Genomic DNA, 26,116 nt, shown 5'->3' with positions numbered 1-26,116 from the left:
CTCTCGATTGATTCCGTTTAAATGACATCTTGCAAGACTAAATGGTAGCAAAGAGCCAGATCTGTCAGACTTTTCAACTGGAGACCCGTTAGCTCTTCCCACTTATCAATCTTGTATTGGAGCGAATTGCGATGGAGATAGAGTTGCTGGGCCGCCTTGGTCACGACTGCCCCATTTTCCCAAAGAGCGACAATGATGTCTTGCAATTGATCTTGACTTTCAATCAACTGATACAAGCGTTCTTTGATCGGGGTAAGATCCAGACCTGCCTGCTCGATCCCCCACAGATAGAGTTGAGAAAAGCGATAGACGCCTTGATGACCTTCTCGGATCCAAGCTCGAAAGACCGCCTGTTCTGCTCGGATAACCGGAGACACTTTCCCGTCTTTAGACTCGGTCCATACTTGCCCGACCAGGATAGATAAACGAATATTGAAGTCATACTCCATGGCAGAGACAGTATCTTTTAAGATATCGGCCACAGGTAAAGACTGGTCTTGGTCCAGAATGAGCACATAATCTTGTCCGCTCAGTTGCAAGGTTGCTCGGAAGTTGGGCAAGAGTGTCTGCATCATCTCTAACCAAGAAGCCGTCCCTTCCGCTGTTGAATGCGAGATGTGGCAATAGACGAGCTGCATTTTTTTGATGACTTGAGGGGCTTCTCCCTTTCCATCGATCAGGTACTGGTACCAAGGATTAGGGGCAACCTCTTCTTCACCGCCTAACCAGGAAATCAATTGTTTTTCTCGCTCGGTTAGCTCTTCTTCCTTCAGCAGCAACCATTGATGAGCCTGAAGGGGAATGGCTACATAACCAGCTGGTGGATTGGCTTGATCCGTCACCTCTGCATGAGGAAACCACTCTCTGATATTTTTCACTGCTTTCTTCCTTCTTCTACTTGCTGGATGCACCAGTCAATCAGCTCTTCTAGCCGAGAGAGCTCCCCCGTCATATGGAGATAGCCCATGACAGCCTCAAAGCCCGTCGACATCCGATAGGTCACGACATCCGCATTTTTGGCCTTGGTATGGCTATTGGTATTGCGACCGCGCTTGTAGATCTCCAACTCTTTTTCTGTCAGAATTTCTTGCTCCAGCATGCTTTCAATCAAGCTGGCCTGAGCTCTAGCAGAGACATAGCGGGTGGCAGCCTGGTGAAGCTTATTGGGCTTGGTCATCCCTTGAAAAATCAGGTGTCTGCGAATATACATGGAATAGACCGCATCTCCCTCAAAGGCAAGGGCAATCCCATTGATTAGATTGACATCAATCACGTGTCCACCTTACACCTTCTTTTGTATCCAAGAGCTTGATTCCTTGTGCAGCCAATTCATCGCGAATGGCATCTGCTCGCGCAAAATCTTTCTTAGCCCGCGCTTCCTGACGTTCAGCGATCAAGGCTTCAATATCTGCATCCAAGTCTTCTTCGACAAAGACCACTCCAAAGACTTCTAACATCTTGGTCAAGGCATCTTTGACGTCTTGATTGTAGTGACCTGAATTGATCCATTTAGCCAATTCAAAGACGACGGTGATGCCGTTTGCCGCATTGATATCTTCATCCATAGCCGCGATAAACTTGTCCACAAAGCCTTGTAAGTCTGCTGGATCCACTTCTCCTGTGAACGGTTGCTCATAGGTGTTTTTCAAATACTTGAGGTTGGTCTCCGCATCGCGAACCGCTTTTTCTGTGAAGTTAATGGGCTTGCGGTAGTGCTGGGTTGCAAAGAAGAAACGAAGCACTTGGCCGTCGATAGTCTTCAATGCATCATGCACAGTGATAAAGTTGCCTAAGGACTTGGACATCTTGACATTATCAATATTGACAAAGCCATTGTGCATCCAGTAATTGGCAAAAGTTTTTCCGGTCTTAGCTTCTGATTGAGCGATTTCGTTGGTATGGTGCGGAAACTCAAGGTCAGCACCACCACCGTGGATATCAATAGTATCCCCTAAAATTCCCGTCGACATGACCGAACACTCGATGTGCCAACCAGGACGACCAGGTCCCCAAGGGCTGTCCCAGGAAATCTCTCCTGGTTTGGCAGCTTTCCAAAGGGCAAAGTCAACTGGATTTTCCTTGCGGGCTGTTTCCTCATCTGTCCGACCAGAAGCGCCTAGCTCCAAGTCTTCTAGAGTTTTGTTGGCTAATTTTGCATAGTTGTGGGATTTTTCCACACGGAAATAGACATCGCCTTGGCTCTCATAGGCATAGCCTTTTTCGATCAAGTCGGTAACAAAGCGAATGATGTCATCCATAAACTCAACCACACGAGGGTGGCGGGTTGCAGGCTTGACCCCAAGAGCCGTCACATCTTCACGAAAGGCTGCGATGTACTTATCCGCCACTTCCTGAGGAGTAATGCCTTCTTCCTTGGCACGGTTGATGATCTTATCATCCACATCGGTAAAGTTGGAAATATAGGCAACTTCGTAGCCACGATACTCAAAGTAGCGACGAATCGTGTCAAAGGCTACCGTTGAACGGGCATTCCCAACGTGGATATAGTTGTAAACTGTTGGCCCACAAACATACATGCGGACCTTTCCTTCCTCGATGGGGAAAAATTCTCGCAAATCACGAGACATGGTATCATAAATTTTTAACACGCTTCATTTCCTTTCTGTTCCTACTCTTTCGCATTCAAATAAACCACCTGAGTCTGTTTGACAAAGCCAATCTTTTCATACAAACGTTTGGCACCTACATTGCTGTCTTCCACGGCAATCTGAAACTCCTTGTCATTTTGCTCAATGAGTTGGTTGACGAGAGATTTTGCCAAATAGCTTCCATAGCCTTTTCCACGTTCAAGTTCGGTTATTGCTAAACCATAGAGGTAATTCGTATTACTCGATAAATCAACTGTACAAGTCCCAATAACCTGACCGTTTTTTAATAAAATATATAGGCGACTTTCTGGATCTTTCAGAGCTTTAGCGACATATCTATCCACAACTTCTCTCGATTCATGTTCCTCTGAAAATGCCTGAAATTTTAACTGACTAATTTGATCCTGATAGGAACGATCTGCTAACAAAACGTCCAGATTGGAAACAGTTGCTAACGGATAAGGTCTTCTATCCTTACCTAACCAGGTTTCTGTACCTTCATCCTCGACCAGTCCCCAGTTGCTGGCAAACTCAGGATGCTTCTCTAGAAAAACACGCTCTGTCTGGAAAGTCACAGACTCAATGGGATAAGATGCCGTTTCTGTCTCAAAACTTCTATACAAAGCACGCGCAATGCCTTGACGACGATGATTGGGGTGGACCAGAATCGCTACTTCCACATCTGGGTCATCTGCATAAACCGTTAATAGGCCAATAAGTTCACCTTTTTCATAATAAAGGAAAAAGGCGGGCATATCGGGATCAAAATTGAGCATATTGGAGAGATAAGGATCCCGAAAAGTTCCGTCATACTTCTGACAGATAGCAATAAGGGCCTTTGCTTCCAGTAGTTGGTGGTCATTCAATGTATTGGTTGCTTGAATCACGTAGCGATCTCCTTACAAGCTAGAAGACCGATGACTGGCTTCCTTAGCATGCTCCATCTTATTCACATAGTATTCGCGTTTTTCTTCTTCTTGGTGAATGATTGGCTCATCCTTCTTACCGTGAACACGAACAATCTTGGCAGGAATACCGACAACGGTCACATCACTCGGTACATCGGAGACCACGACCGCTCCCGCTCCTACTTTGGCCTTGGCCCCAATCTCAATCGGACCGATGACCTGGGCATGAGCGGAGACCAAGGCTCCTTCACGAACCGTTGGATGGCGTTTCCCGACATCCTTCCCTGTTCCCCCAAGGGTCACCCCGTGGTAGAGCATAACGCCTTTTTCAACAATGGCTGTTTCCCCGATAACGAGGCCCGCTCCATGGTCGATAAAGACACCAGAAGCAATGGTCGCACCTGGATGGATCTCGATCTGAGTCCAAAAACGCCAGAATTGGCTGTGCATCCGCGCCAAGAGCTTAAAGCCATGGTTCCACAAAAAGTGGGAAACACGGTGAGCTGCCAGTGCTTTGACGCCCGGATAGGTCAAAAGGACCTCCAGCGAGGTACGCGCTGCTGGGTCATTTTCTTTTACAATATTGATGGTTTCACGCCACCATCCCATACCGTGCTCCTCCTTTTCTAATGATTATTCTGAATCTTTTTGTGTAATGGTAAAGTCTTTTTTAGGTTTGTGGTCTTTATTGTGGTGACGAGGACGATCACCATGGCGAGGACCCTTTTCACCTTTTTCTTCTGTATGTTCAGGTTTTGGCGGACGTGGTAAGAGTGCCTTCATAGAAGCATCGACACGACCTTTTTCATCAATCTTGATAATCTTGACATCCACTTCATCGCCGATCGCTACCAAGTCTTCAACACGGTTGGTACGAGTCCAAGCCATTTCAGAAATGTGAACGAGGGCATCCGTCTTGTCAAAGAGGTTGACAAAGGCTCCGAATTTCTCGATCCGAACCACTTTGGCATGGTAGACTTCATCCACTTTGGCTTCACGCACCAAACCAGCAATGATTTCCTTAGCACGGTTAATGGCATCTTGGTCGCTCGAGTAGATAGATACGTTTCCTTCTTCGTCGATATCAATCTTAACGCCTGTTTCAGCGATGATCTTATCGATGGTTTCTCCACCCTTACCGATGACAATCTTGATCTTGTCGACATCAATCTTGATGGTATCAATTTTCGGAGCAGTTGGAGCCAATTCTGGACGAACTTCTGGAATGGTTGCTTCAATGACATCAAGGATTTCAAAACGAGCTTTCTTGGCTTGAGCAAGTGCTTCAGTCAAGATTTCTGCAGTGATCCCTTGGACCTTGATATCCATTTGAAGGGCTGTAATTCCGTCACGAGTTCCTGCAACCTTAAAGTCCATATCTCCAAAGTGGTCTTCCAAACCTTGGATATCTGTCAATACGGTGTAGTTGTTTCCATCTGAGATCAGACCCATGGCAATACCAGCTACTGGTGCCTTGATTGGCACACCACCAGCCATAAGGGCAAGCGTTCCCGCACAGATAGAGGCTTGAGATGAAGAACCATTTGATTCTAAGACTTCTGCTACCAAACGGATGGCATATGGGAATTCTTCCAAGCTTGGCAATACTTGAGCAAGGGCACGCTCACCGAGAGCACCGTGACCAATTTCACGACGACCAGGCGCACCGTAACGACCTGTTTCACCAACCGAGTATTGTGGGAAGTTGTAGTGGTGCATGAAGCGTTTCTTGTACTCAGGATCCAAACCATCGATGATTTGCGTTTCACCCATTGGTGCCAAAGTCAAGACAGAAAGAGCCTGAGTTTGTCCACGCGTAAAGAGACCTGAACCGTGAACGCGAGGAAGGAAGTCAACAACCGCATCCAAAGGACGGATTTCATCGACCTTACGACCATCCGGACGAACCTTGTCTTCTGTAATCAAACGGCGCACTTCTGCGTGTTCCATTTGTTCCAAGATTTCAGCCACGTCGCGCATGATGCGGTCAAATTCTTCGTGGTCGGCATATTTTTCTTCGTAAACTGCTGTGACTTGGTCTTTCACTGCTTGAGTTGCAGCTTCACGCGCCAATTTTTCTTCAACTTGAACCGCTTTTTGAAGGTCACTGTTGTAGGCTGTGATGATTTCAGCCTGCAAGTCAGCATCTACATGAAGCAATTCAACTTCTGCTTTTTCTTTCCCAACTGCCGCAACGATTTCTTCTTGGAAGGCAATCAATTCTTTAACGGCTTCGTGCCCTTTGAGAAGAGCTTCCAACATGATTTCTTCTGACAATTCTTTGGCACCAGACTCTACCATGTTGATAGCGTGTTTGGTACCAGCTACTGTCAATTCAAGAAGAGAGCGCTCTGCTTGTTCTTGCGTTGGGTTGATGATGATTTCCCCGTCCACATAGCCTACTTGTACCCCAGCGATTGGTCCGTCAAACGGAATATCTGAGATAGAAAGTGCCAATGATGAACCAAACATCGCTGCCATTGGTGCAGATGCATTTTCATCGTAAGAAAGGACTGTGTTGATGACTTGCACTTCATTACGGAAACCTTCCGCAAACATTGGACGGATCGGACGGTCGATCAAACGCGCTGTCAAAGTCGCATCTGTTGAAGGACGTCCTTCACGTTTCATAAAGCCACCAGGAAATTTCCCAGCCGCATACATTTTTTCTTCGTAGTTGACTTGAAGTGGGAAGAAATCCCCAGTTGCCATTTTCTTAGACATAACGGCAGCAGTCAAGACAGTTGACTCACCATAACGCACGACAACAGAGCCATTTGCTTGCTTCGCAACCTGACCAGTCTCTACGATTAACTCACGACCCGCAAAAGTCGTTTGAAACACTTGTTTTGTCATTGTAATCCCCTTTGGATTGATAAAATTATACGACTTGCCTACAAAGATCAAGATACCAAGCCGTTAAGCAACTCAAAGGAAAATAGGAAATCGAACGACGGAGCGGATGCTCCTAGGTAGATTTATCTTTTTCCACAGAGTTGTAGGCGGGTTCAATTACGCATGATAGCATAGATTGACGCAGTGTGCCACGCACACCAGGAAATCTATCTTTTTCACTAGGGATTTAGCCCGTGTTCAACTATCAAGATACTAAAGCCGTTAAGCAACTCAAAGGAAAATAGGAAATCGAACGACGGAGCGAACGCTCCTAGGTAGATTTATCTTTTTCCACAGAGTTGTAGGCGGGTTCAATTACTCAAGATATTTTGGACGGTTCGGTTTGCCGAACATTTCTGTAGAAAAATAGGAAGGTGACGCCGCACTCGATGAGTGCTAGGAGGCTTATCTTTTTTCCTGAGAAATGAGGCCAAAATTCAATTACTCAAGATACCAAGGCCACCCAACTCAACGAGATAGGAATTTCGACAGCCCATCTATTTGTTATATCCTCATCTTTGTATCCAAGCACGTATACCTTTTATTTTAACATATTCAAGCCCAAAAGAAAAAGGCTTTGAGGGCCTTTTTCTGTGAATCTTCAGCAAGTTCTATATAAAAATTTTAGAGCTAGATATAGCTTTTGATTATTTTTACGATTTCACGAATTCAGTGCTGTCGACATAAAAGCGTGTTTTATGGGTTCCACCCTTGTAGTTCTTGTTGTTACGTTTCAAGACAAAACGTCTGTATGGATCGGAAGTACCTTGGATAGTTGTTGTCACTTCAACTGAATCTTCATTGACTACCCATTCATCCGGCGAAGGAATCTCCATCGGTGGCATCGCTCCGCCACGACCACCAGGTACAATTTCGTAGAAGGCCTTGTCTTTTGTCGAATAGATCCAGCCATTTTTCTTTTCATTTGTTAGTTGGATCAGCTGGTCTTGTGAAAGACTGCGGATAGAGTCCGATGTCTCTTCTGCATTCAATTTATCAATGACATCTTGCAGATTATAGGTCCCAGGCGTGTAGGTATTGTAGTAATCAATGAACATGTCTTGTGGGTAACCATCAACCGCACCGTGATCATTGTTCAACTCCAGCAAGCGAGTCGGTTGTACCTGAAGCGAATAGGTCAAAGACGCACTGTTTTCAATGATCGAATAGATGTCCGCTTGGTCTGCTTTTGACAAGGTCCCAATGGCTTCTTTATCATGTTCATCTGACTTAGCTTCTTCTGTTTGCTCTTTTTCTTGGGCTTTGTCAGATGATTTTTTGACTGATGAAGCTCCTACAGGACTGTGCTTACGCTCATAGCGTTTTGGGGCACAGGCTGCTAGGGAAAGCAAGAGAACTGCAGCTAGTAAATATGTTCCAATTTTTTTCATGTTTGTCTCCCTATTTTTTAGTTCACACGGTAGTACAAATCGTTTCCATTCGTAGCATCACTCTTACTCCAGTAAATGGATTCACTGCCACCTTCTCTTGAAGGAATGAAAAGAATAGGCGTTTCGTTCGTTGCGCCAGGCATGCGACTAACTCCGTGTAAATTGCCTTCCTTGAAGTAAAAACCAGAAAATTGAACACCATTGACAGCACTACCATTGACCTTCACAATCCCTTGCGCATCAAACTCAATGCTCGTACCGTACTTATTTTTCCAAACTCCCGCTACACTTGAGAAATTTCCAGCTTTTATTTCATCTAGATTCATCTCAGTGCTTGTTTTGGCAGGGGCAGGAGCTGATTCGGCATTCCCATCCACGCGCGTTGTATAGTCAAGGGCGATCCAGCCTTGTCCAGATTCCAATTTGCCCCAGGTATGACCATCTGCCTCTACGGTTTCCGTAATGGTATGAGTCCCTTTTGCGATCATTCCTGCTGAGGGAGCTGAGGTTGAGGGCTCTTTTCGAATACGGAGATCGGCTACGGTAACTTGTACTTGGAAGATTTCTGATTTTTTCTCTTCTGCTTTAGCTGTTGATTTGGAATCCCCTGAACCATCAAATTTTTTCCAGTCTAGCTTACTGAGGTTCAACTTCTTAGCTGAAATCCCAAGAGCTTGTTCTGCTGTTTCCTTTCCACCAATTTGAATGGTTGCTTTCTTTTCTTCCTTGGCTTCCCCTTTTCCTAGCGAATAAAGGGTTAATTCCATTTCTGGATTAAGGGATTGCCAAGTAGCATAAACGATTTGCCCATTGTCAAAAACTTCTAAACTAGAGCGATAGCCACCTGCAGAAGCCACATAGGCTACGTGGAGCAAGGTTGGCTGGTTATCTTTCAAATAATACACAGCAGCAATCGTTTTGCCATCCCCAATCAGCAGTTCATCATTACCATCACGATTAAGATCCTCAAAAGCATATTGCCACTCATTGGTGCTTCCAAGTGTTTGAAGGTTAAAGACATAGGCATATTCTTCTGAAGTTGCTTCGATCTTCTTTAGTTCATTTTGTAAAGCTGTTTGGTCCTTAGTATTAATGGCAACCGCATAAGATTTATAGCGATCTAATACCTCTTGATAGTACTTTTGACCTGTATCCTTCTTCTCTTTTTTGACCGACGAAGAGCTTGCCGTTTTCGGTTTGCTTTGGCGTTCATAGCGTTTGGGCGTACAAGCCACCAGAGCTAGGACGGACGCACCCGCCAGTAGTGAAATCATCAATTTTCTCATAGTATCACTCCTTTAGTCCACACGGTAGAAGAACGAGTCAGTATCCCAAATATATTGTTGCCCAACCCATATACGGTCTTTTGATGTATCTGATGGATCACTATTCTGATTACTATCTGGCTTCATAGGTGTTCCAGCTGGCAAGAATGAGATCGCAGCTCCACCAGCTGTATTTGGTTTTGAACTATGGATCCCCCCACTAATATAGCCGTGATCGGGATTAATTCTATCAACAACTCCACTACCATCTGTTACAAATCCTTTTCCTGTCAAACCATCTTTATCAAATTCCAGAACCCAACCTAGACCATTTCTCCAGGTTCCTGCAATACTTGAAAAATCACCGTTCTGAATTTCTTGAATATTCATTCCACTGCTTTTCTTACTTGAGCTGGCTGATTTAGAACCATCCACGCGCGTTGTGAATTCAAGGGCGATCCAGCCTTGTCCAGATTCCAATTTGCCCCAAGTATGACCATCTGCCTCTACGGTTTCCGTAATGGTGTGAGTTCCTTTTGCGATCATTCCTGCAGATGGAGCTGAAGTAGATGGTTCTTTTCGAATACGAAGATCCGACACACTGACTTGCACTTGGAAGCTTTCTGATTTTTTATCTTCTGCTTTAGCTGTTGATTTGGAATCCCCTGAACCGTCAAAAGTTTTCCAGTCCAGCTTACTGAGGTCCAACTGCTTGGCTGAAATCCCAAGAGCCTGCTCTGCTGTTTGGTCCCCACCAATTTGAATGGTTGATTTCTTTTCTTCCTTTGCTTCCCCTTTTCCTAGTGAATAAAGAGTCAATTCCTGGTCCGGATTCACAGATTGCCAAGTGGCATAGACGATTTGCCCATTGTCAAAAATATCTAAACTGGAGCGATAACCGCCCACCGCAGCTGTATAAGCTGTATGGAGCAATTCGGCTTTTTGACCCTTGAGGTAATAGATGGCAGAAACATATTGTTTGTTTCCAGTGTATTGATTGGACACCAAGAGCTCATCCACACCATCTTTGTTCAAGTCTGTAAAAGCGTATTGGAAGGTTACCGGAGTTCCTAAGCGCTCCAAAGCATCTAAATAGATGCTTTCTTCTGAACCCGATTGTATTTTACCTAATTCCGCAAACAGGCCTGCTTTATCCCCATTTTTAAGAGCAGTATCATACTTGGCATACCGCTCCAAAACCTCTTGATAATACTTTTGACCTGTATCCTTCTTCTCTTTTTTAACTGTCGATGATGTGGCCATCTTTGGTTTGCTTTGGCGTTCATAGCGTTTGGGCGTACAAGCCACCAGAGCTAGAACGGACGCGCCTGCTAATAGTGTAATCATAACCTTTTTCATAAAAACCTCCTCATATCTATCCTAGTATATCAAAAATGGTCGATTTTTCCAGCTCTTTTCAAGATTTTTACACAAGCATTTTCCCCTCTCCCTCTATGTTTCTGTCCTTTTTTCTGCTATACTTAGTATAGTTATTTGATCAAAAGGAGAACACTATGGAATTAAAGAAACGTTCTGAATTTCCTGAGAACGAACTCTGGGACCTCACAGCCCTCTACCAAGACCAGGAAGACTTCTTGCGTGCCATTGAAAAAACACGTGAAGAAATTAATGAATTTGTCCGTAACTACAAGGGCAAGCTCCACACCTTTGAAGACTTTGAAGCTGCCTTTACAGTCTTTGAACAAATTCAGATCCAACTCAGCCACATTGGTAACTACAGCTTTATGCCCCAAACGACGGACTTTGGCGATGAAGCTTTTGCGGAAATTGCCCAAGCAGGGATGGATTTCGAAACTTGGGCGAGCGTTGAACTTTCCTTCTTTGATGATGCTTTGGTCGAAGCGGATGAAGAAGTCCTTGAACGTCTCGGACAACTCCCTCACCTCACTTTTGCCATTCGTCAGGCTAAAATCAAAAAAGCTCACTACTTGGGAGCTGATGTGGAAAAAACTCTGACCAACCTGGGTGAAGTCTTCTACGGACCACAAGACATCTATACCAAGATGCGGGCAGGCGACTTTGAAATGGCTGATTTCGAAGTGGATGGAAAAGTCTACAAGAATAGCTTTGTTACCTATGAAAACTTCTACCAAAATCATGAGAATGCGGAAATCCGTGAAAAAGCCTTTCGTTCTTTCTCAGAAGGTCTCCGCAAGCACCAAAACACGGCTGCTGCTACCTATCTAGCCCAAGTCAAATCAGAAAAACTGATTGCAGATATGCGGGGCTACGACTCTGTCTTTGACTATCTTTTAGCTGAGCAGGAAGTGGATCGTGCCATGTTTGACCGTCAGATTGACCTGATCATGAAGGACTTTGCTCCGGTCGCTCAAAAATTCCTCAAACACGTGGCCAAGGTCAACGGCCTTGAGAAAATGACCTTTGCTGATTGGAAGTTGGATTTGGACAGCGCACTCAACCCAGATGTCACCATTGATGACGCTTATGATTTGGTCATGAAATCTGTAGCACCTCTTGGGGAAGAATACTCCCGCGAAATTGCCCGCTACCAAACTGAACGCTGGGTTGACTTTGCGGCCAATGAAGGCAAGGATTCCGGTGGTTATGCAGCCGACCCATACCGCGTCCATCCTTATGTCCTCATGAGCTGGACAGGACGGATGAGCGATGTCTACACCCTGATCCACGAAATCGGACACTCTGGTCAATTTATCTTCTCAGACAACAACCAAAGCTACTTCAACGCCCACATGTCGACCTACTATGTGGAAGCTCCTTCTACCTTTAACGAGCTCCTCCTCAGCGACTATTTGGAACACCAGTTTGACGATCCTCGTCAAAAACGCTTTGCCTTGGCTCACCGTTTGACAGATACCTACTTCCACAACTTCATCACCCACTTGTTGGAAGCAGCCTTCCAACGCAAGGTCTACACCCTGATTGAAGAAGGTGGAACCTTCGGCGCTAGCAAACTCAATAGCATCATGAAGGAAGTCTTGACAGAGTTCTGGGGAGATGCCGTTGAAATCGATGACGATGTAGCCTTGACCTGGATGCGCCAAAGCCACTACTACATGGGGCTTTACAGCTATACCTACTCAGCTGGCTTGGTTATCTCAACAGCGGGATACTTGCATTTGAAAAACTCCGAAAATGGAGCGAAAGATTGGCTAGACCTCCTCAAATCAGGTGGTAGCAAGACCCCACTTGAGTCAGCCATGATCATCGGAGCAGATATCTCAACTGACAAACCACTCCGCGATACCATCCAATTCCTTTCAGACACTGTGGATCAAATCATTGCCTACAGTGCAGAATTGGGAGAATAAGTACAATTTTCAGACTTAGTTTATTCTAAGTCTGATTTTTTATTTAAATATTACCAGTTAGTAATTGAAAGCGCTTTTATATTATGGTATGATTATTCTTGGATAAATATCCGAAGGGAGTAACATTATGAAAAAACGGTTGATTTTAACAATCTTAATTGCGTTATTATTTGGAGCTTGCTCAAATCAAAATGAAGCTTCTCAAAAAGAAACTGAAAAACAGGTAGGTTTCGTTCAAAAAGAAGAAAAAACAAAAAAAGAACGCGACGAACAGGAAAAAGCAGAAAAAGAGAAAAAAGCAAAGGAGGAGCAAGAACGAAAAGAAAAAGAAGAGCTCGAGAAAAAGGCGAAAGAAGAACAGGAACGAAAAGAAAAAGAAGAGCGTGAAAAGAAAGAGGCTGAAGCAAAACAACTTGCTGCTCAAGCTGAAGCTGCCGTACAAGCCTTAGAAAACAATCAAGTAACAGAAAATATTGCCCCAGCCCAAGCTGCTATCGCAAATGTAGCTGATCAAGGAACAAAAGATCGCTTAACTCATCGTGTTGGATTAGTACAAAATGCCATTACTGTCAGAGAACAACAAGCTGAACAAGCTCGACAAGCCGCAGCCGCTGAACAGGCAAGACAAGCTGCAGCTGCCCAACAAGCGCAGCAACAACAAGCATTTGTCACACAACCTCAACAAGGAGGCTATCGAAATTGTAGTGAAGCACGCGCTGCAGGTGCTGCACCGCTTCGTAGAGGGCAACCTGGATATAGCGCTCGCTTAGATAGAGACGGAGATGGAATCGCCTGTGAATAAAAAAATTACGATTTCCATTTTTTCCATTTGTACAATCTCTCTTCTTGCTATTTTATACTTGAATTTCAAAAAGAGAGAAATTATTACTCCAGATTCTTATAAGGAAGCAATGACTTACGTCAAAAAGATTCCGCTATCTGAAGTACAAGAGAAAATCAACAATAAAGAAGATTTCATTCTCTATATCGGTCGCGAATCCTGTCCATACTGTCAAAAATTCGCTCCTAAATTAGCAGTTGCTATTCAAAAAACGAATCAGACCGTTTATTACCTGGATAACGACTCAAAGGAGCGAAAAGACATCACAGCTTTTGCACATGATATGAATGTCAAAACGGTACCAAATTTGTCAACTTTTAAAAAAGGTAGTAAAGAAAACTATCTAAAAAAAGGTAGCAAATCAAGTATCGAAGAGATTATGGATCTCTTGACTCAATAAGCCAATTTTAAAAGGTCAATACAAAAAGAGTAAGATAGAACGATTCGTTCCTATCTTACTCTTTTTTACTAACTCAACTCTGCCACAATGGCCTTAATTTGTGCTGCGGTGTGCACTCCTGCTACTTGTTTAACAACCTGCCCATCTTTTTTAAAGAGCAAGGTTGGGATAGACATAATGCCGAAAGCACGCGCTGTTTCTGGATTTTCGTCCACATCCATTTTTAGGATTTTTAACTCATCTTCCGAAAGTTCTTCCGATAATTTTTCTAAAATAGGAGCTTGCATACGACATGGACCACACCAGGTTGCCCAAAAATCTACCAAGACCAAGCCTTCTTTTGTTTCTGCTTCAAATGTTGCGTCTGTAATTGCTTTTGCCATTTTCTTTCTCCTTTAGTTTTGGTACTGGGTCAAATCTTGCTTCATCAGATAGAAGAAGACATCTCCGTAAGTCCCTTGGTAATCCAACTCATGCCCATTATAGGTCAGTTTCACAACAGGATAAAAATCTGCTACCCCAATTAAGCAAGCTTGTTGGGAGCGTTCAAACTCATCGTAGGAATCAAAATGCATGACTCTTTCTTGTTTTGCACCGTCTAGATATGTAATATCAATCATATCGATAACCTCTATTTCTTATGATGTATCAATTGTAACTCTAGACATTACATCTGTCAAACAAAACGACTTCCTCAAAATGATGGATCTTGTTCGATAAGGAAAAGACAATAAAAAAGCCCTCTGAATCCAGAGGGCTGTTTTGAACTCGGTCTAAAATCAGGTGAAAACAAAAAATCTCCCCGAAGGGAGATAGATCTGGTCTACTTTACCTTACGATGCTAGGAACCGAAGCCGAAGATTATACTCGAGTATATCGAGGCAAGGTGACAAAAAACAAAAAAGCTACTCAACTAGAGTAGCTTTTTTTCAAGATATGCTCAATTGAACACGGCCTAAGCACTTGGCAAAAAAGATAAAATCTCCTAGAAGCTGAAGCTTCTTCGTCAATTTTCCTATTTTTGCTTTGTGCTTTTGACGGCCTTTGTATCTTGAATTAACGACGAAGTCCAAGAGAGTTGATTAACTCACGGTAACGGTTAACGTCGTTTGTACGAAGGTAAGCCAACAAGTTACGACGGCGACCGATTTTCTTCATCAAACCACGGTAAGTAGCGTGGTCTTTTTTGTGTTGTTTGATGTGTTCGTTCAAGTGGTTGATTTCCCAAGTAAGGACAGCAACTTGTACTTCTACTGAACCAGTGTCACCTTCGTGACGTGCGTATTGTGCAATGATTTCATTTTTTTTCTCTTTTGAGATTGCCATGATAAGCTCCTTTTCTTTATGCTCTATCCGAGTGGCAGGTTTGGCATATCCTGCTACCAAGAAAGAGTTAGTTGTCTATTCGACCTTCTTATTCTACCAAGATTTCATCTTTCTGTCAAACACTTATGTTTCCTTTGGGAGGAGCTTTTCTCATTTCTAAAAAGAACCTTGGGAATATGGACAGTTTGATGGATCATTCTTCAAGCAACTTATTCAAAAAGACAAATATCTCTAGGATATTTGCCTTTTATCGGTATGAATCTTATTTCTCTTTCCGTTTACCACGCAAGAGCAAAGCCAAAGCAAAAATTGCTAAGAGTGCACCGAGTATGGTCAACCCGTAAGCAACAACTTCACCAGTTGATGGAAGAATTTTTTTCTTTCCTTCTTTTGGTGTAGTTGGAGTTTCTGGTTTTTCCGGTGTACTTGGTGGCGTTGTTGGTGGGGTCGTCGGTGGAGTTGTAGGAGGTGTTGTTGGTGGTGTCGTCGGTGGAGTTGTAGGAGGAGTCGTTGGCGGGGTGCTTGGAGGTGTTGTCGGTGGAGTCGTCGGTGGCGTATGACGATTGGTTACCGTGAAACCATCAATGTTGCTTGTATAACCTGCTACTGGATCCTCTGTAATCGTGTAGGCAATCTTCTTACCTTCCTTGTATACAGGTAGATCCGTGAAGCTTGCCTGCCAATTATCAGTAGCTGTGATTTCTTTTACAGCTACTTCTTGACCATCCGCAAGGAGACGAACTGTGATTTTTTCAGGACGAAGACCCTCTTTATTGTCTGCATCATCCCAGATCTTCTTGACCGCTACTTCTGTTACTTCTGGTGTGCGGCTATTGGTGATCACTACATTTCCCTTGTTACTGTCATCGACCGTACTTGTATAGCCTTTGACTGTCCCAACTTCTTTCACTTGGTACTGGATCTCTTTGCCTTTCGCTTTTAGAGGCAAATTGCTAAAGGTATGAGTCCAGTTATTTTTAGCAGAAAGTTCCACTTCTTTTCCTTGAGCTTTGCCATCTGCATAGAGCTGTACCTTAATGGCGCTTGGACGTTTGCCATCTTGGTCATTGTTGTCTTCCCAACGTTTTGTAACAGTAACGCTGGTTTTACCTGGCTTGTAGCTATTGGTAATGGTTGTTCCATCAATCGCAGCAGAGTAATTGGCTACTGTGTCTTCTGTGACTGTGTAGACAATTTGTTTGCCGTGATTGTATTTTGGAAGATTGGTAAAGACTGTCTTCCAATCAGTTGCTGCACTTAGCTCTTGGCTAGCTACTTCTGTACCATCTGCAAGGAGACGAACAGTAACCTTGTCAGGACGAACGCCATCTTGGTTGTCATTGTCTTTCCAAACTTTCGTTACTGGAATCTCAACGACTTCTGGTGTCCGAGTGTTAGTAATATTGGTTCCCTCAATAGTTGTTTCATAGCCTTCAACAGGTTCTTCTGAAACGGTGTAGGCAATGACATTGCCAGCATCATCGACCACATCGAGATTATCAAAATGATATGCCCAAGTTCCTGTAGCATCTGGTTTCACTTCTTTAGAAGCGACTTTGACACCATTTGCTAGGAGATTGACTGTGATTTTTGATGGGCGTTTGCCATCTTGATTGTCATTGTCATTCCATGTCTTTTGACCGGCAACGCTTGTCTTTTCTTTTTGGTTTACGACATCACGGGAGATTGCAAGGTCATTTCCAAAATCGTCCTTGCTGATCTTGATAGGTTCTTCTGAGAGAACATAACCTGTTGGAGCTTGAATTTCTTGAACTGTATAAGCTTGTTTGATCAAGCCCGTAATGGTTCCAACACCATTCTCATCTGTCGTAATGGTTCCCACTTGCTCACCAGTATCATCTGCTGTCACAGCAAAGACGGCACCGGCAAGCGCTTGACTATTTTCACCTTTTTTATGAATGGTGAAGGAGTACTTCTCACCATTAAATTGTCCATCAAGAAATTGATAGCGGATGACGGCAACTTTATTTTGCTCTTTGATTTCTGTAGCTGTTATGCTAGCATTGTTTTTATATTTGGTATCGATAGCTGGGACCTTGTCCAGATAGACATCATATCGAATAGTCATCCCTTGTTCAGGAGCTAGATCTCCAATATGAACCGTTAGAGAACGACCATCAGCACTGACAACAGGAGAATAATTCTTCGTGACGTTTGTGGTATCTTTTAAATGATAAGCCCCATCTTCGTCACTAACCTGCCAAGTTCCTGTATGGATGTTGACAGAATCTGCTTTGATCTTCCCATCTGTAAAGGCCAAGTGGTCTTTGATATCAATATTATGAAGGGCTGTGTGGCCTTGATTGATATTCAAGGTATAGGTCAATTTTAATTTATCATCTGAATTGGTCCAACCCCACTTGCTAAAGACTTCTGGAGTAGGAGGATTCTCACCTGGATTGACCCCTTTGTAATCGATATTCCCACCCGAAATCACTTTCTTATCGATCGTAAGAGTAAAATCAAGTGTCTTTTGTCCTTTGACGACTTGGTGGTCTACACGCGCAAAGAAACGCAGTTTCCCTGTCACATTGGCCATTCTTTCAGGATAGTCCGTATAGATTACGGTGATGACCTTTCTTTGATCATCTACTGTTGCTGTCGCAACTTTTTGACCACTTGGATCCAGCAGGTCAATGGTGTCCGTTTCAAAGACCTTAAAGTCATCTCCAAGTTGGATAACGGTCTGATCTCCCTTTTTTACACGACCATTTGGCAACACAAAGTTTGCTTCAACTTGAAAACTCTCCCAAACACCGAGTGGATCTGTAATCGCTCCACCAGTTGATTTCGAGATATTTACAGACGTCACAACATCATTGATCGTATCTGCATGGACTTTAGCTGGACTATTGGGTTTGGCAAATCCTAAAGCCGCTAGTAAAAATAGGGCAACTGTTGTCACAACAGAATAGAGCCACTTTTTCATAAACGATTTTTCTCCTTTTTCTACGTTTACTAGATAAGGTATGTGAGTCGAAAAATTATCACTACATATTGTGAATTTATACACAACCTATCTTTTTTCATTATAAACAATTTGCTTTGATAGTACAAGCAATTAAATTCATTTTTTGTCTTTTCAGTACATTTTCTTGATACAAATAAAAAATAGCAGCCTGTAAGAATCAGACTGCTTGGTTTTTTGCTTATAAGGGAACTCCGAACCCCTCTAGGGACTTGAGTTCAGAAGGATGGAGTCTCCGCCATTCTCCCAATTGAAGAGTTGGATCTAGCGTTAGAGGACCCATAGAGATCCGCTCTAAATCCACCACTTCCTTGCCACAGGCAGCGACCATGCGCTTGACCTGATGGAATTTTCCTTCAGCGATTTCAATTTCGACATAGGAGCTGACACTTGCTTCATCCACCTCTAAGATCTGCAATCTCGCAGGCAAGGTGGTGAAGTCTTTGAGGGCAATGCCTGCTTCAAAACGGGCTACATCTGCCTCATCCATGATCCCAGCCACATGGGCACGGTAGATCTTCGACACATGCTTCTTCGGCGAAAGCATGGCATGGGCGAGCTTGCCATTATTGGTCAAAAGGAGTAAGCCATGGGTATCGATATCTAGACGCCCCACAGGAAAGACTTCCTTGTGACGGGCTGTCTCATCCAATAAATCTAGCACAGTTTGGTGGTGATCATCTTCTGTCGCTGAGATGACCCCCGCTGGTTTATTGAGCAGATAATACACAAAGGTTTCATGGACCAGGTCTTCTCCCATAAAGGTCACCTGATCCTTGTCTGGATCAATCTGCAGTTTGCCTGTTGTCTCTTTTTTTCCATTCACTGCGATTTTCTTTTGCTTGAGGAGTTGCTTGACCTCGGTCCTGCTCCCCACGCCACAATCCACTAAAAATTTATCTAGTCGCATGATTACTTCCCGCTCTTTCGTACAATCCAAAGACCAAAAAAGGAAACCAGGATCATGAGGATACCAGAAAATCCAAAAATGAAGACTGGAGCAGATGAGATCGTCCCTAATAGACTAAGGACAAAGGTCGTTGCGATCGAACCTGCACTACATCCCAAAACCGCAATGGACGTTGCCTGGCTCAAGACCCCTGCTGGCATCTTATCAGATAAGACATTGTAAACTGTTGTCAAAGCCACACTGTAGGCGAAGCCAGAAGCAATGGTTACAAGGGCAAGAATCGAGAGATTTGGAGAGACCCCTATCAACATTTGGGCCACACCATAAGCTACTCCCGAAACCAATAATAAACGATCACGGAATAGATAGGTCAAGGGCGAGAAGGCCAAACCTGCCAAGATCCCAACAAATTGCATGGCTGCTAATATAACCCCAGCAGTTTGGGCAGTGCCATGTCCAACTTGTTCTACCACACTTGGAATCCGAACGGTGATCATGACATTGGACAAGACGATAGCTGCCGCAACGACCGCTAAGCCGAGCGCAGTCCGCCATTGTCCCCCCGTCATCTTCACATCCTTGTGTTTTTCCTCCACTGCTTCTGTCTTAGATCCATAAGGCACAAATAAGAGATACAAAAGTAAGATAGGAATACTGATGCCGTAAACGAGAAAGGCAGCCTGCCAGCCAAAGCGAATCAAAAGGCTGACTCCAAAGGTTAAAACGGCCGTCCCTACAACCTCTGCAGAACCACGAATGCCAAGGGTTTGGACGCGTTCTTTTCCTTTATAGCGCTCACTGATAATCGCAATGGCAGAAACATTGAGCAAACCAACTGCCATCCCAAAAATAATCCGAGACAAAAAGACAACCGGATAAGCTGGACTGATTAAGGGAATAAAGCCACATAGAGCGTAAGCAACTAAGCCCGTCACAATCATCTGACGCTCTGAAAATAGGCGTCCAATCCATTTATTGAAGATGAGTGAAACCATGATCCCGGCAGAAGGAAGCGAGACCAAGAGCTCAATCATGCTGTGAGGAATTCCCTTGTAATAGGCAAACATGGCCGACTGCGCACTCGAAATCGAAAACGAGGTCGTCAAAATAAATGAAAGCGCGAGAATACTCACTTTCTCCATGATTTTTTTCATTATTCTATCCTTTAAACTAATCTTTTTTCACACTCCTCCTATAATAACACGAGCTAGTGACAGGACGCAATAGATTGAATTAAAAAAACGAAATGATTTCTCCATCATTTCGTTCGTGCTAGTAATTGTGAGGCGAAGACTCCCGTTAGGACCATCAAAGCACCAATCCAGACAAAGAGCAGGTGATTAGAGGGAGCTAGTGGCGTCACCAACTGGATGAAGAAAGAAGAGACGGCTGATCCGAGATTGCAGCCGATCAAGACCAGCGAGGTCGCAAGGTTCAGGAGATTGGTCGGGATTTTTTCAGATAAGTGATAGAAGATACTGGTGACCCCCGTACTGTAGGTAAATCCTGCCAGCAAGGTTCCTAGAACCAAGCTCCATAGCTGGCTAGACAAGCCAATCAAGGCCAGAGCTAGTCCGAAACCAAAACACATGATCATGAGCAAGTTCTTTTTGAAAACATGTGTCAAACTGGCAAAGCCCACTCCTGCTACAATCCCTGTCAATTGCATCAGACTCAAGACGGTTCCAGCTGTTGTCGCCGTTCCCATACGAGCATCAACGATGATATCCGGCACGCGCAAGCTAATAATAGAATTGAAACAAATAATGATCCCAGCAATCACAGCTAGCATTAGACTAAAACGCCATTGAGGGGAGCGAAGGCGTGCGGAACCTTTCTTTTTCTCCTTCAATCTAGCCTGTTTTTTCTCCTTAGGATAAGGGACAAAAAGGATATAGAGGAGTAAAATCAAGTAACCACCACCATATACGGCAAAGATCGCTGGCCAGCCTAGGGGTAAGAGTTGTCCCACCATAAAGGTCAAGATGGCAGAGCCCACCACTTCAGCAGATCCCCGATAGCCCAGCATCCGGGTCTTATCATTGCCTGAGTAGCGCTCACTGATAATTGAAATAGCCTTGGCATTGATCATTCCTGTCCCCAAGCCAAAGATCAGACGACTTAGAAAGATGAGAGGATAGTCCTGCACGACCAAAGGCAAGAGGCCACTAGTTGAAAAGAGCAAGAGCCCTGTGACAATCATCTGGCGCTCACTCATCCACCGCTCGATCACGCTATTTAAAAAGAGCATGGCTACGACCGCAAAGGCTGGCAGGGAAACCAAGAGTTCCACCTGGCCTGCTGAATATCCGAAGTGGCTAAAATAAGCCTTCATAGCCGGCAAACCGGCTGTAATTGAAAAGGATGAGATCAGCATGAGCGACAAGCTCAAGAGACTGATTCTTTCCATTGTTTTTTTCATTTTTTATTTCCTACACTTTACTGGTAATATTTGATTTTACTAGTTTTTCAGAAAAGATTCAAACTAGTATTTTCAATAGAATCCTAGTATAATCAATTTAGAAATAGAAAAACAGGACATTTGTCCTATTTTAGGAGAGTGAGATGAAAAAAATTTCCCCATCTACCAGACTCAAGGAGATCATCACAGACTACCAATTGGACCAGATCTTTCCAGGTGACTGTCTCAGCCAGCTGGACCTCGTTCTCTACCAGGCTGGAGATTATATTTGCCGCCAGGGTTCTGAACAAGATGTCATTCCTTATTTTCTCAAAGGCCGGCTCAAGATTATCCACAGTCTTGAGAATGGCAGCGACACCATCCTTGAAATCCAAGAAAAACCTGGACTCTTAGGAGAGATTGAGCTCCTGCTCGATCGGGTCTGTATCTCATCAGTCATTGCAGACCAAGACTCGCTAGTCGTCCAGCTCCCAGCCCTGCACTTTAAGAAGCGCCTCCTGCTTGATCCAACCTTTTTGCGCTCTACGGCCAAGACCTTGGCTGAGAAATTACACCAGATCAACTATTTGGCTCCTGCCAACTTTCATTATTCGGTCAAGGAACGCCTCGCCTCGCATTTTCTGGAGCATTGCGATGAAAATGGGACCCTCAAGCCCAAGATGAATCAGCTGGCCCTGCGTTTTGGGATCAGCTACCGCCACCTTAGCCGTGTCATCAAGCAGATGATTGACGAGGGCTTAGTCCAAAGAGAAGGACGGGTCTATACGATTTTAGACCGAAAAAGAATGGGCGACTTGTCCATCAAACATGCGGAAACCGTCGGCAGATAACTTTAATTTTAGGCTCTTTTGTGTTATCATGGAGGATAGAAAGAAAGTGAGAGTAAAACGATGAAAGCAATTGAAAAAGTTACAAGAGCATCCCATTTGATTGATATGGATGACATCATCCGCGAAGGAAATCCAACACTTCGAGCTGTTGCGGAAGATGTGACCTTCCCTTTGTCTGATCAGGAAATTATCCTGGGTGAAAAAATGATGCAATTCTTGCACCATTCTCAAGACCCTGTTATGGCTGAAAAACTTGGCCTCCGTGGAGGAGTGGGACTCGCTGCCCCTCAGCTGGATATCTCAAAACGGATTATCGCTGTTTTGGTGCCCAATCCAGAAGATGCCGATGGCAACCCACCAAAAGAAGCCTATAGTCTTCAAGAAGTCATGTACAATCCAAAGGTTGTCGCCCATTCCGTTCAAGATGCGGCGCTTGGAGACGGGGAAGGCTGTCTCTCTGTAGACCGCAATGTCCCAGGCTATGTGGTCCGCCACGCGCGCGTGACGGTGGAGTATTTCACAAAAGACGGTGAAAAGAAACGCATCAAACTCAAAGGCTACAACTCCATCGTCGTCCAACACGAAATCGACCACACCAACGGCATCATGTTCTATGACCGCATCAATCCAAACAACCCATTTGAAATCAAAGAAGGCCTCTTGATTTTAGAATAGGCGTAAATGACAGAAATACCTAACTGAGAAAGCTCTCGGTTAGGTATTTTTCTTGTCTAAAACATTCTTTTAAGGCAAAAAAGCAGATTGATGTTACTCCTACTTCTGAGTATCACTCGACTGGATCTACTTGACTTTAGCTTTAAAAGAGTAGATTGGGGAATAAAAAATTAAATTCCCAGATGATAAAAACAGAAATGATGAGATTAATAGACCAAAATGTATTATAAAATTGGGCTCAAAGTTTATTAAAATTGCATAACATGCTGCAATGAACATTACCATAGGAATAGTTGCATATGTTAGTGGTAATATTATGTTCTTTGTGTCTGCTGGGAAACAATATACTTTTCGAGGTGTTTTATCTGCCACAATTTCATGCATCCCTTCCCCTCTACCCATCCAAATCCGAAGTCCCACTACAAAAATTAAAATCAACATCATCAAGGATAGATTAAGCAAGTGAGAGGTAAAATTGAGGTATTTTTCTATTGGAAACGCCCTTGCTAATAGCATGGAGGTTACACCTAGACCAAGCGAGGTCTTCCCAATTTTGTTATTCACTAAACTCTGATGCTTCTTGTCTCTTTCAAATACTTTTGGAGCTATGGCTCCTACTTCATCCTCTGTTAGCTGATAGGCTTTATGAGGAATAAAAAAAACAAACCATGGCAGAAAATAGGTGATAATAATCGGACGATCGACCTCCATCAAATACCACTCTCCGTCAACTTTTAATAAATGATAGCGAAAGTTCATTTTCGGCAACCGTTCGATTTTTGCTGGTTTAAACATAGATGATCCTTTCTTGATCGTTTTATACTTTAGAAGAAAAACGAATCTGCTCTTTTCATTTTTTTACTTTTGCCTTATAATCCTCACCTGAAGCATACAATAATAAATTACCATGTGATAAAAAAACCAATGAAAAAGCAAACAAGGCCACATGAGATATTAGATTTGGTTTACTGGTACTCAGAACAAAGTAAAATGTTACACTTGAAAGAAATAAAGCCAATGTTACTAATAGAAGATTTTTTAGTAGTAACCTAAATCTTACTGGGCGACAATAGATTCTATTAGCTTTCTTTGAAGGCTTTCTGACCGTCTCTTTTTTCCCAATGCTGATCCAGATACGAATCCCAAAAGCAATACATAGAACAACTACCATTAGCACTAGATTCAGTAGATGGGAGCTAAAATATAAATAATCTTCTATCGGAAAGGCTCTGCCTAGTAAAACTGCTAAGGAACCAGCACCAAGAGCTGAAATCCCTGCTTTAGACTGACTTGAAAGTATGTTCCTATCTCTTTCAAGCACTTTTGGAGCTAGGACTTCTACTTCATCCTCTGTCAGCTGATAAGCTTTATGAGGGATGAAATAAACAAGCCACGGAAGAAAATAGGTGATGATAATTGGACGATCGGCTTCCATTAAATACCACTCATTCTCTACTTTTAACAAACGATAGCGAAAATTCATTTTCGGCAAACGATCGATTTTTGCTGGTTTAAACATACACGTCTCTTACTTTCTATACTGTTTCATTCCTAGACGGAGAATCTGAACTAACTTTTCACCAGTCTACCACAGCCATAATTATCTTATTTATTCATAACAAAACATACCTTCCATGATACCTGATTTTACTTTGATGATCAAGTTTTGACTAAAAAAGAGGTTGGAAGATTTCCAACCACTCTATCTGTTTTAGCAAGTTAAACCTAGCTTCCTCTTTCCCAGAAGATGGCTAATAAAATCATGGCACCAAGAATCGATGGGATAATGGCTGTACCGTTTAGGCTTGGTCCCCAAGCACCAAAGAGTAATTGTCCTAAAAAGGCACCAATCCAGCCCAGGAACATTTTCCCAAAACATCCCATGCGTTCGCCACGATTGGTGATAGCTCCAGCTAGAAGTCCGATCAAAAGACCGACAAACATACTTCCAATCATAGTTTCTCCTTAAATTGCCCAATCTCCATTACGGAAGACTGGGACGCGGGTGCCGTCTTCTCGGATACCGTCGATATCCATTTGACTTGAGCCGATCATAAAGTCAACGTGGACGTCTGAGCGGTTGAGGCCGGCTGCTTCGAGTTCTTCTTCTGTGAACTCTGCGCCCCCTTCTACGCTGGTTGCATAGGCTGCCCCGATGGCCAAGTGGTTAGAGGCATTTTCATCAAAGAGAGTGTTGAAGAAGGTAATGCCTGACTGTGAAATTGGGCTTGGATCTGGTACGAGGGCACATTCACCCAAGGCACGCGCTCCTTTGTTCTTGAAGACCAAATCTTTCATGACTTGATCGCCTTTTTCAGCTGTGATATCCACAATTTCTCCATTTTCAAAGGTCACTTTGATGCCTTCGATGATGTTTCCATTGTAGCTAAGCGGTTTTGTGGAAGTGACATAACCTTCTGCACGACGGAAGTCAGGAGCCGTGAAGACCTCTTCTGTCGGCATGTTTGGCAAGAAACCTTCACCTTGGGCATTGATAGCTCCGGCAGATTCCCAGACGTGGTTCTTCGGCAAACCAAGAGTCAAATCGGTTCCTGGCGCTGTGTAATGAAGGGCTGAGAATTGTTCCTTATTCAGTGTATCTGCCTTGCTCTTGAGAATAGCTGCATGCTCTTCCCAAGCCTTGACTGGATCTTCTTCGTAAACCCGGCAGGTCTTGAAGATTTGATCCCACAGGAGATCCACTGCTTCTTCATCGCTCGCCGCATTTGGGAAGACCTTTTTCGCCCATTCTAGTCCTGCTGCTGCAGCAACTGTCCAGCTGACCTTGTTGGATTGAGTAGCGATGCGCATTGGTTTCATAGCCATGCCCAAGGCCTTGGCAGAGGCAGAAAGCTTCTCTGCATCAACACCATTTAAGGCACCTGGATCAGACGAGCGCACACCCAAGCGACTGGCCTTGTGTTCCAAGAGGTAGTTCATCTCTGCAATCTTGTAGTCAGGCACATTGTCCAAGCGATCCATCGGTGCATGGAGGAATTTTTCCCGGGTAGTAAAGTCATCCGCCCATTGGACAATGACTTCGTGCGCCCCCAAGGCATAGGCTTCCTTCACGATCAAGTGGGCCAATTCTCTTTGTTCCACATCGATGTTCAAGACCAAGGTATGACCAGGTTGCACGTTGATGCCATTCGCCACCAACAATTTAGCGTATTTTTCGAGGTTTTCTTTAAAATTTGGTAAAACCATTTTTTTCTCCTTCATAAGTGAATGATCTTCTCCTAGTATACCATAAGTCCATGCAAAAAGAGAGTGGGACAGAAGTCATAGCCTCTTAATTGTTTTTGGATTGTCTAGCAAGACGCAGTGGTTGAGTGGGCTCTACT

Annotated in this window: 25 protein-coding genes; 5 read left to right on the top strand and 20 right to left on the bottom strand. The window is 43.8% G+C overall.

All coding sequences use genetic code 11. From position 1 onward, the window contains the following. Positions 1-17: 17 nt before the first annotated feature. The 9 genes from ADG03_RS09180 to ADG03_RS09140 form a co-directional block, all read right to left on the bottom strand. Positions 18-878, bottom strand: a complete 861-nt coding sequence (locus ADG03_RS09180; RefSeq protein WP_049473322.1) for a helix-turn-helix domain-containing protein — start codon at positions 876-878, stop codon at positions 18-20. Beyond that, positions 875-1,273, bottom strand: a complete 399-nt coding sequence (locus ADG03_RS09175; RefSeq protein WP_003004765.1) for a Mini-ribonuclease 3 — start codon at positions 1,271-1,273, stop codon at positions 875-877. The genes ADG03_RS09180 and ADG03_RS09175 overlap by 4 nt, the downstream gene beginning before the upstream one ends. Further along, positions 1,266-2,609 (bottom strand): cysteine--tRNA ligase, encoded by a 1,344-nt coding sequence (gene cysS / locus ADG03_RS09170; RefSeq protein ID WP_049473321.1) that lies wholly within the window; start codon positions 2,607-2,609, stop codon positions 1,266-1,268. The genes ADG03_RS09175 and cysS overlap by 8 nt, the downstream gene beginning before the upstream one ends. Before the next feature lie 20 nt (positions 2,610-2,629). Further along, complete coding sequence (locus tag ADG03_RS09165) at positions 2,630-3,496, bottom strand: GNAT family N-acetyltransferase (protein WP_049473320.1); 867 nt, start codon at positions 3,494-3,496, stop codon at positions 2,630-2,632. Positions 3,497-3,508: 12 nt separating this feature from the next. Further along, positions 3,509-4,126, bottom strand: a complete 618-nt coding sequence (cysE, locus tag ADG03_RS09160) for a serine O-acetyltransferase (RefSeq protein ID WP_049473319.1) — start codon at positions 4,124-4,126, stop codon at positions 3,509-3,511. Between the two features lie 24 nt (positions 4,127-4,150). Continuing rightward, entirely contained in the window at positions 4,151-6,373 is a 2,223-nt protein-coding gene (gene pnp / locus ADG03_RS09155; protein WP_049473318.1) for a polyribonucleotide nucleotidyltransferase, read from the bottom strand. Positions 6,374-7,065: 692 nt separating this feature from the next. Then, complete coding sequence (locus ADG03_RS09150) at positions 7,066-7,803, bottom strand: hypothetical protein (RefSeq protein ID WP_049473317.1); 738 nt, start codon at positions 7,801-7,803, stop codon at positions 7,066-7,068. Positions 7,804-7,820: 17 nt separating this feature from the next. Then, on the bottom strand, positions 7,821-9,089 hold the full coding sequence (locus ADG03_RS09145; protein WP_049473316.1) for a DUF6287 domain-containing protein: 1,269 nt from the start codon (positions 9,087-9,089) through the stop codon (positions 7,821-7,823). A gap of 12 nt (positions 9,090-9,101) precedes the next feature. Beyond that, complete coding sequence (locus ADG03_RS09140; protein WP_049473315.1) at positions 9,102-10,427, bottom strand: DUF6287 domain-containing protein; 1,326 nt, start codon at positions 10,425-10,427, stop codon at positions 9,102-9,104. Between the two features lie 155 nt (positions 10,428-10,582). Between ADG03_RS09140 and pepF the strand changes: the two genes are divergently transcribed. The 3 genes from pepF to ADG03_RS09125 all read left to right on the top strand — a co-directional run bounded on the left by pepF (position 10,583) and on the right by ADG03_RS09125 (position 13,620). After that, a complete protein-coding gene (pepF, locus tag ADG03_RS09135) occupies positions 10,583-12,379 on the top strand; it encodes an oligoendopeptidase F (protein ID WP_049473314.1) in 1,797 nt (598 codons plus the stop codon). Positions 12,380-12,506: 127 nt separating this feature from the next. Next, positions 12,507-13,181, top strand: a complete 675-nt coding sequence (locus tag ADG03_RS09130) for an excalibur calcium-binding domain-containing protein (protein WP_049473313.1) — start codon at positions 12,507-12,509, stop codon at positions 13,179-13,181. Between the two features lie 109 nt (positions 13,182-13,290). Next, positions 13,291-13,620, top strand: coding sequence for a DUF6568 family protein (locus tag ADG03_RS09125; RefSeq protein WP_223346057.1), 330 nt, complete (start codon positions 13,291-13,293; stop codon positions 13,618-13,620). Positions 13,621-13,688: 68 nt separating this feature from the next. On the opposite strand, the gene trxA is transcribed toward ADG03_RS09125, so the two are convergent. From trxA to ADG03_RS09090, 7 genes are all read right to left on the bottom strand, one after another. Continuing rightward, positions 13,689-14,003: a thioredoxin gene (gene trxA, locus ADG03_RS09120; RefSeq protein WP_003013593.1), complete on the bottom strand. Its 315-nt coding sequence runs from the start codon at positions 14,001-14,003 to the stop codon at positions 13,689-13,691. A 12-nt stretch (positions 14,004-14,015) separates the two neighbouring features. Then, positions 14,016-14,240: a DUF4649 family protein gene (locus ADG03_RS09115; RefSeq protein WP_024054957.1), complete on the bottom strand. Its 225-nt coding sequence runs from the start codon at positions 14,238-14,240 to the stop codon at positions 14,016-14,018. A gap of 436 nt (positions 14,241-14,676) precedes the next feature. Next, positions 14,677-14,946 (bottom strand): 30S ribosomal protein S15, encoded by a 270-nt coding sequence (gene rpsO, locus ADG03_RS09110; protein WP_003004251.1) that lies wholly within the window; start codon positions 14,944-14,946, stop codon positions 14,677-14,679. A gap of 262 nt (positions 14,947-15,208) precedes the next feature. Next, positions 15,209-17,896: a Cna B-type domain-containing protein gene (locus ADG03_RS09105; protein ID WP_049473311.1), complete on the bottom strand. Its 2,688-nt coding sequence runs from the start codon at positions 17,894-17,896 to the stop codon at positions 15,209-15,211. Between the two features lie 220 nt (positions 17,897-18,116). After that, positions 18,117-18,845, bottom strand: a complete 729-nt coding sequence (locus ADG03_RS09100; RefSeq protein WP_049473310.1) for a pseudouridine synthase — start codon at positions 18,843-18,845, stop codon at positions 18,117-18,119. Positions 18,846-18,847: 2 nt separating this feature from the next. Next, positions 18,848-19,999 carry an MFS transporter gene (locus ADG03_RS09095; RefSeq protein WP_049473309.1) on the bottom strand — a complete coding sequence of 384 codons (1,152 nt, stop codon included), beginning with the start codon at positions 19,997-19,999 and terminating at the stop codon, positions 18,848-18,850. Positions 20,000-20,103: 104 nt separating this feature from the next. Next, complete coding sequence (locus tag ADG03_RS09090) at positions 20,104-21,267, bottom strand: MFS transporter (RefSeq protein WP_049473308.1); 1,164 nt, start codon at positions 21,265-21,267, stop codon at positions 20,104-20,106. A gap of 143 nt (positions 21,268-21,410) precedes the next feature. Between ADG03_RS09090 and ADG03_RS09085 the strand changes: the two genes are divergently transcribed. Beyond that, positions 21,411-22,097: a cyclic nucleotide-binding domain-containing protein gene (locus ADG03_RS09085; protein ID WP_049473307.1), complete on the top strand. Its 687-nt coding sequence runs from the start codon at positions 21,411-21,413 to the stop codon at positions 22,095-22,097. 60 nt (positions 22,098-22,157) lie between these two features. After that, positions 22,158-22,772 (top strand): peptide deformylase, encoded by a 615-nt coding sequence (def, locus tag ADG03_RS09080; RefSeq protein ID WP_003004253.1) that lies wholly within the window; start codon positions 22,158-22,160, stop codon positions 22,770-22,772. A 126-nt stretch (positions 22,773-22,898) separates the two neighbouring features. Here def and ADG03_RS09075 read toward each other — a convergent pair whose 3' ends face one another. From ADG03_RS09075 to ADG03_RS09060, 4 genes are all read right to left on the bottom strand, one after another. Further along, positions 22,899-23,567: a DUF443 family protein gene (locus ADG03_RS09075; protein WP_049473306.1), complete on the bottom strand. Its 669-nt coding sequence runs from the start codon at positions 23,565-23,567 to the stop codon at positions 22,899-22,901. Between the two features lie 55 nt (positions 23,568-23,622). Continuing rightward, complete coding sequence (locus ADG03_RS09070; protein WP_049473305.1) at positions 23,623-24,291, bottom strand: DUF443 family protein; 669 nt, start codon at positions 24,289-24,291, stop codon at positions 23,623-23,625. A gap of 206 nt (positions 24,292-24,497) precedes the next feature. Beyond that, on the bottom strand, positions 24,498-24,728 hold the full coding sequence (locus ADG03_RS09065) for a GlsB/YeaQ/YmgE family stress response membrane protein (RefSeq protein ID WP_003010011.1): 231 nt from the start codon (positions 24,726-24,728) through the stop codon (positions 24,498-24,500). Between the two features lie 9 nt (positions 24,729-24,737). Then, positions 24,738-25,979, bottom strand: coding sequence for an aminopeptidase (locus tag ADG03_RS09060; RefSeq protein WP_049473304.1), 1,242 nt, complete (start codon positions 25,977-25,979; stop codon positions 24,738-24,740). Positions 25,980-26,116: the final 137 nt, after the last annotated feature.

The sequence above is a fragment of the Streptococcus parasanguinis genome (assembly GCF_001069785.1).
In the GTDB taxonomy this organism is placed as follows: Bacteria; Bacillota; Bacilli; order Lactobacillales; family Streptococcaceae; genus Streptococcus; species Streptococcus parasanguinis_T.
Note: the sequence above shows the minus strand (reverse complement) of the source record. Positions and strands in the feature narration are given on the sequence as shown.

What these genes read in the sequence shown, in the direction of transcription:
- cysE (WP_049473319.1), bottom strand. Translation starts at nt 4,126, where the DNA reads ATGGGATGGTGGCGTGAAACCATCAATATTGTAAAAGAAAATGACCCA.
- pnp (WP_049473318.1), bottom strand. Translation starts at nt 6,373, where the DNA reads ATGACAAAACAAGTGTTTCAAACGACTTTTGCGGGTCGTGAGTTAATC.
- ADG03_RS09150 (WP_049473317.1), bottom strand. Translation starts at nt 7,803, where the DNA reads ATGAAAAAAATTGGAACATATTTACTAGCTGCAGTTCTCTTGCTTTCC.
- ADG03_RS09145 (WP_049473316.1), bottom strand. Translation starts at nt 9,089, where the DNA reads ATGAGAAAATTGATGATTTCACTACTGGCGGGTGCGTCCGTCCTAGCT.
- ADG03_RS09140 (WP_049473315.1), bottom strand. Translation starts at nt 10,427, where the DNA reads ATGAAAAAGGTTATGATTACACTATTAGCAGGCGCGTCCGTTCTAGCT.
- pepF (WP_049473314.1), top strand. Translation starts at nt 10,583, where the DNA reads ATGGAATTAAAGAAACGTTCTGAATTTCCTGAGAACGAACTCTGGGAC.
- ADG03_RS09130 (WP_049473313.1), top strand. Translation starts at nt 12,507, where the DNA reads ATGAAAAAACGGTTGATTTTAACAATCTTAATTGCGTTATTATTTGGA.
- ADG03_RS09125 (WP_223346057.1), top strand. Translation starts at nt 13,291, where the DNA reads ATGACTTACGTCAAAAAGATTCCGCTATCTGAAGTACAAGAGAAAATC.
- trxA (WP_003013593.1), bottom strand. Translation starts at nt 14,003, where the DNA reads ATGGCAAAAGCAATTACAGACGCAACATTTGAAGCAGAAACAAAAGAA.
- ADG03_RS09115 (WP_024054957.1), bottom strand. Translation starts at nt 14,240, where the DNA reads ATGATTGATATTACATATCTAGACGGTGCAAAACAAGAAAGAGTCATG.
- rpsO (WP_003004251.1), bottom strand. Translation starts at nt 14,946, where the DNA reads ATGGCAATCTCAAAAGAGAAAAAAAATGAAATCATTGCACAATACGCA.
- ADG03_RS09105 (WP_049473311.1), bottom strand. Translation starts at nt 17,896, where the DNA reads ATGAAAAAGTGGCTCTATTCTGTTGTGACAACAGTTGCCCTATTTTTA.
- ADG03_RS09100 (WP_049473310.1), bottom strand. Translation starts at nt 18,845, where the DNA reads ATGCGACTAGATAAATTTTTAGTGGATTGTGGCGTGGGGAGCAGGACC.
- ADG03_RS09095 (WP_049473309.1), bottom strand. Translation starts at nt 19,999, where the DNA reads ATGAAAAAAATCATGGAGAAAGTGAGTATTCTCGCGCTTTCATTTATT.
- ADG03_RS09090 (WP_049473308.1), bottom strand. Translation starts at nt 21,267, where the DNA reads ATGAAAAAAACAATGGAAAGAATCAGTCTCTTGAGCTTGTCGCTCATG.
- ADG03_RS09085 (WP_049473307.1), top strand. Translation starts at nt 21,411, where the DNA reads ATGAAAAAAATTTCCCCATCTACCAGACTCAAGGAGATCATCACAGAC.
- def (WP_003004253.1), top strand. Translation starts at nt 22,158, where the DNA reads ATGAAAGCAATTGAAAAAGTTACAAGAGCATCCCATTTGATTGATATG.
- ADG03_RS09075 (WP_049473306.1), bottom strand. Translation starts at nt 23,567, where the DNA reads ATGTTTAAACCAGCAAAAATCGAACGGTTGCCGAAAATGAACTTTCGC.
- ADG03_RS09070 (WP_049473305.1), bottom strand. Translation starts at nt 24,291, where the DNA reads ATGTTTAAACCAGCAAAAATCGATCGTTTGCCGAAAATGAATTTTCGC.
- ADG03_RS09065 (WP_003010011.1), bottom strand. Translation starts at nt 24,728, where the DNA reads ATGATTGGAAGTATGTTTGTCGGTCTTTTGATCGGACTTCTAGCTGGA.
- ADG03_RS09060 (WP_049473304.1), bottom strand. Translation starts at nt 25,979, where the DNA reads ATGGTTTTACCAAATTTTAAAGAAAACCTCGAAAAATACGCTAAATTG.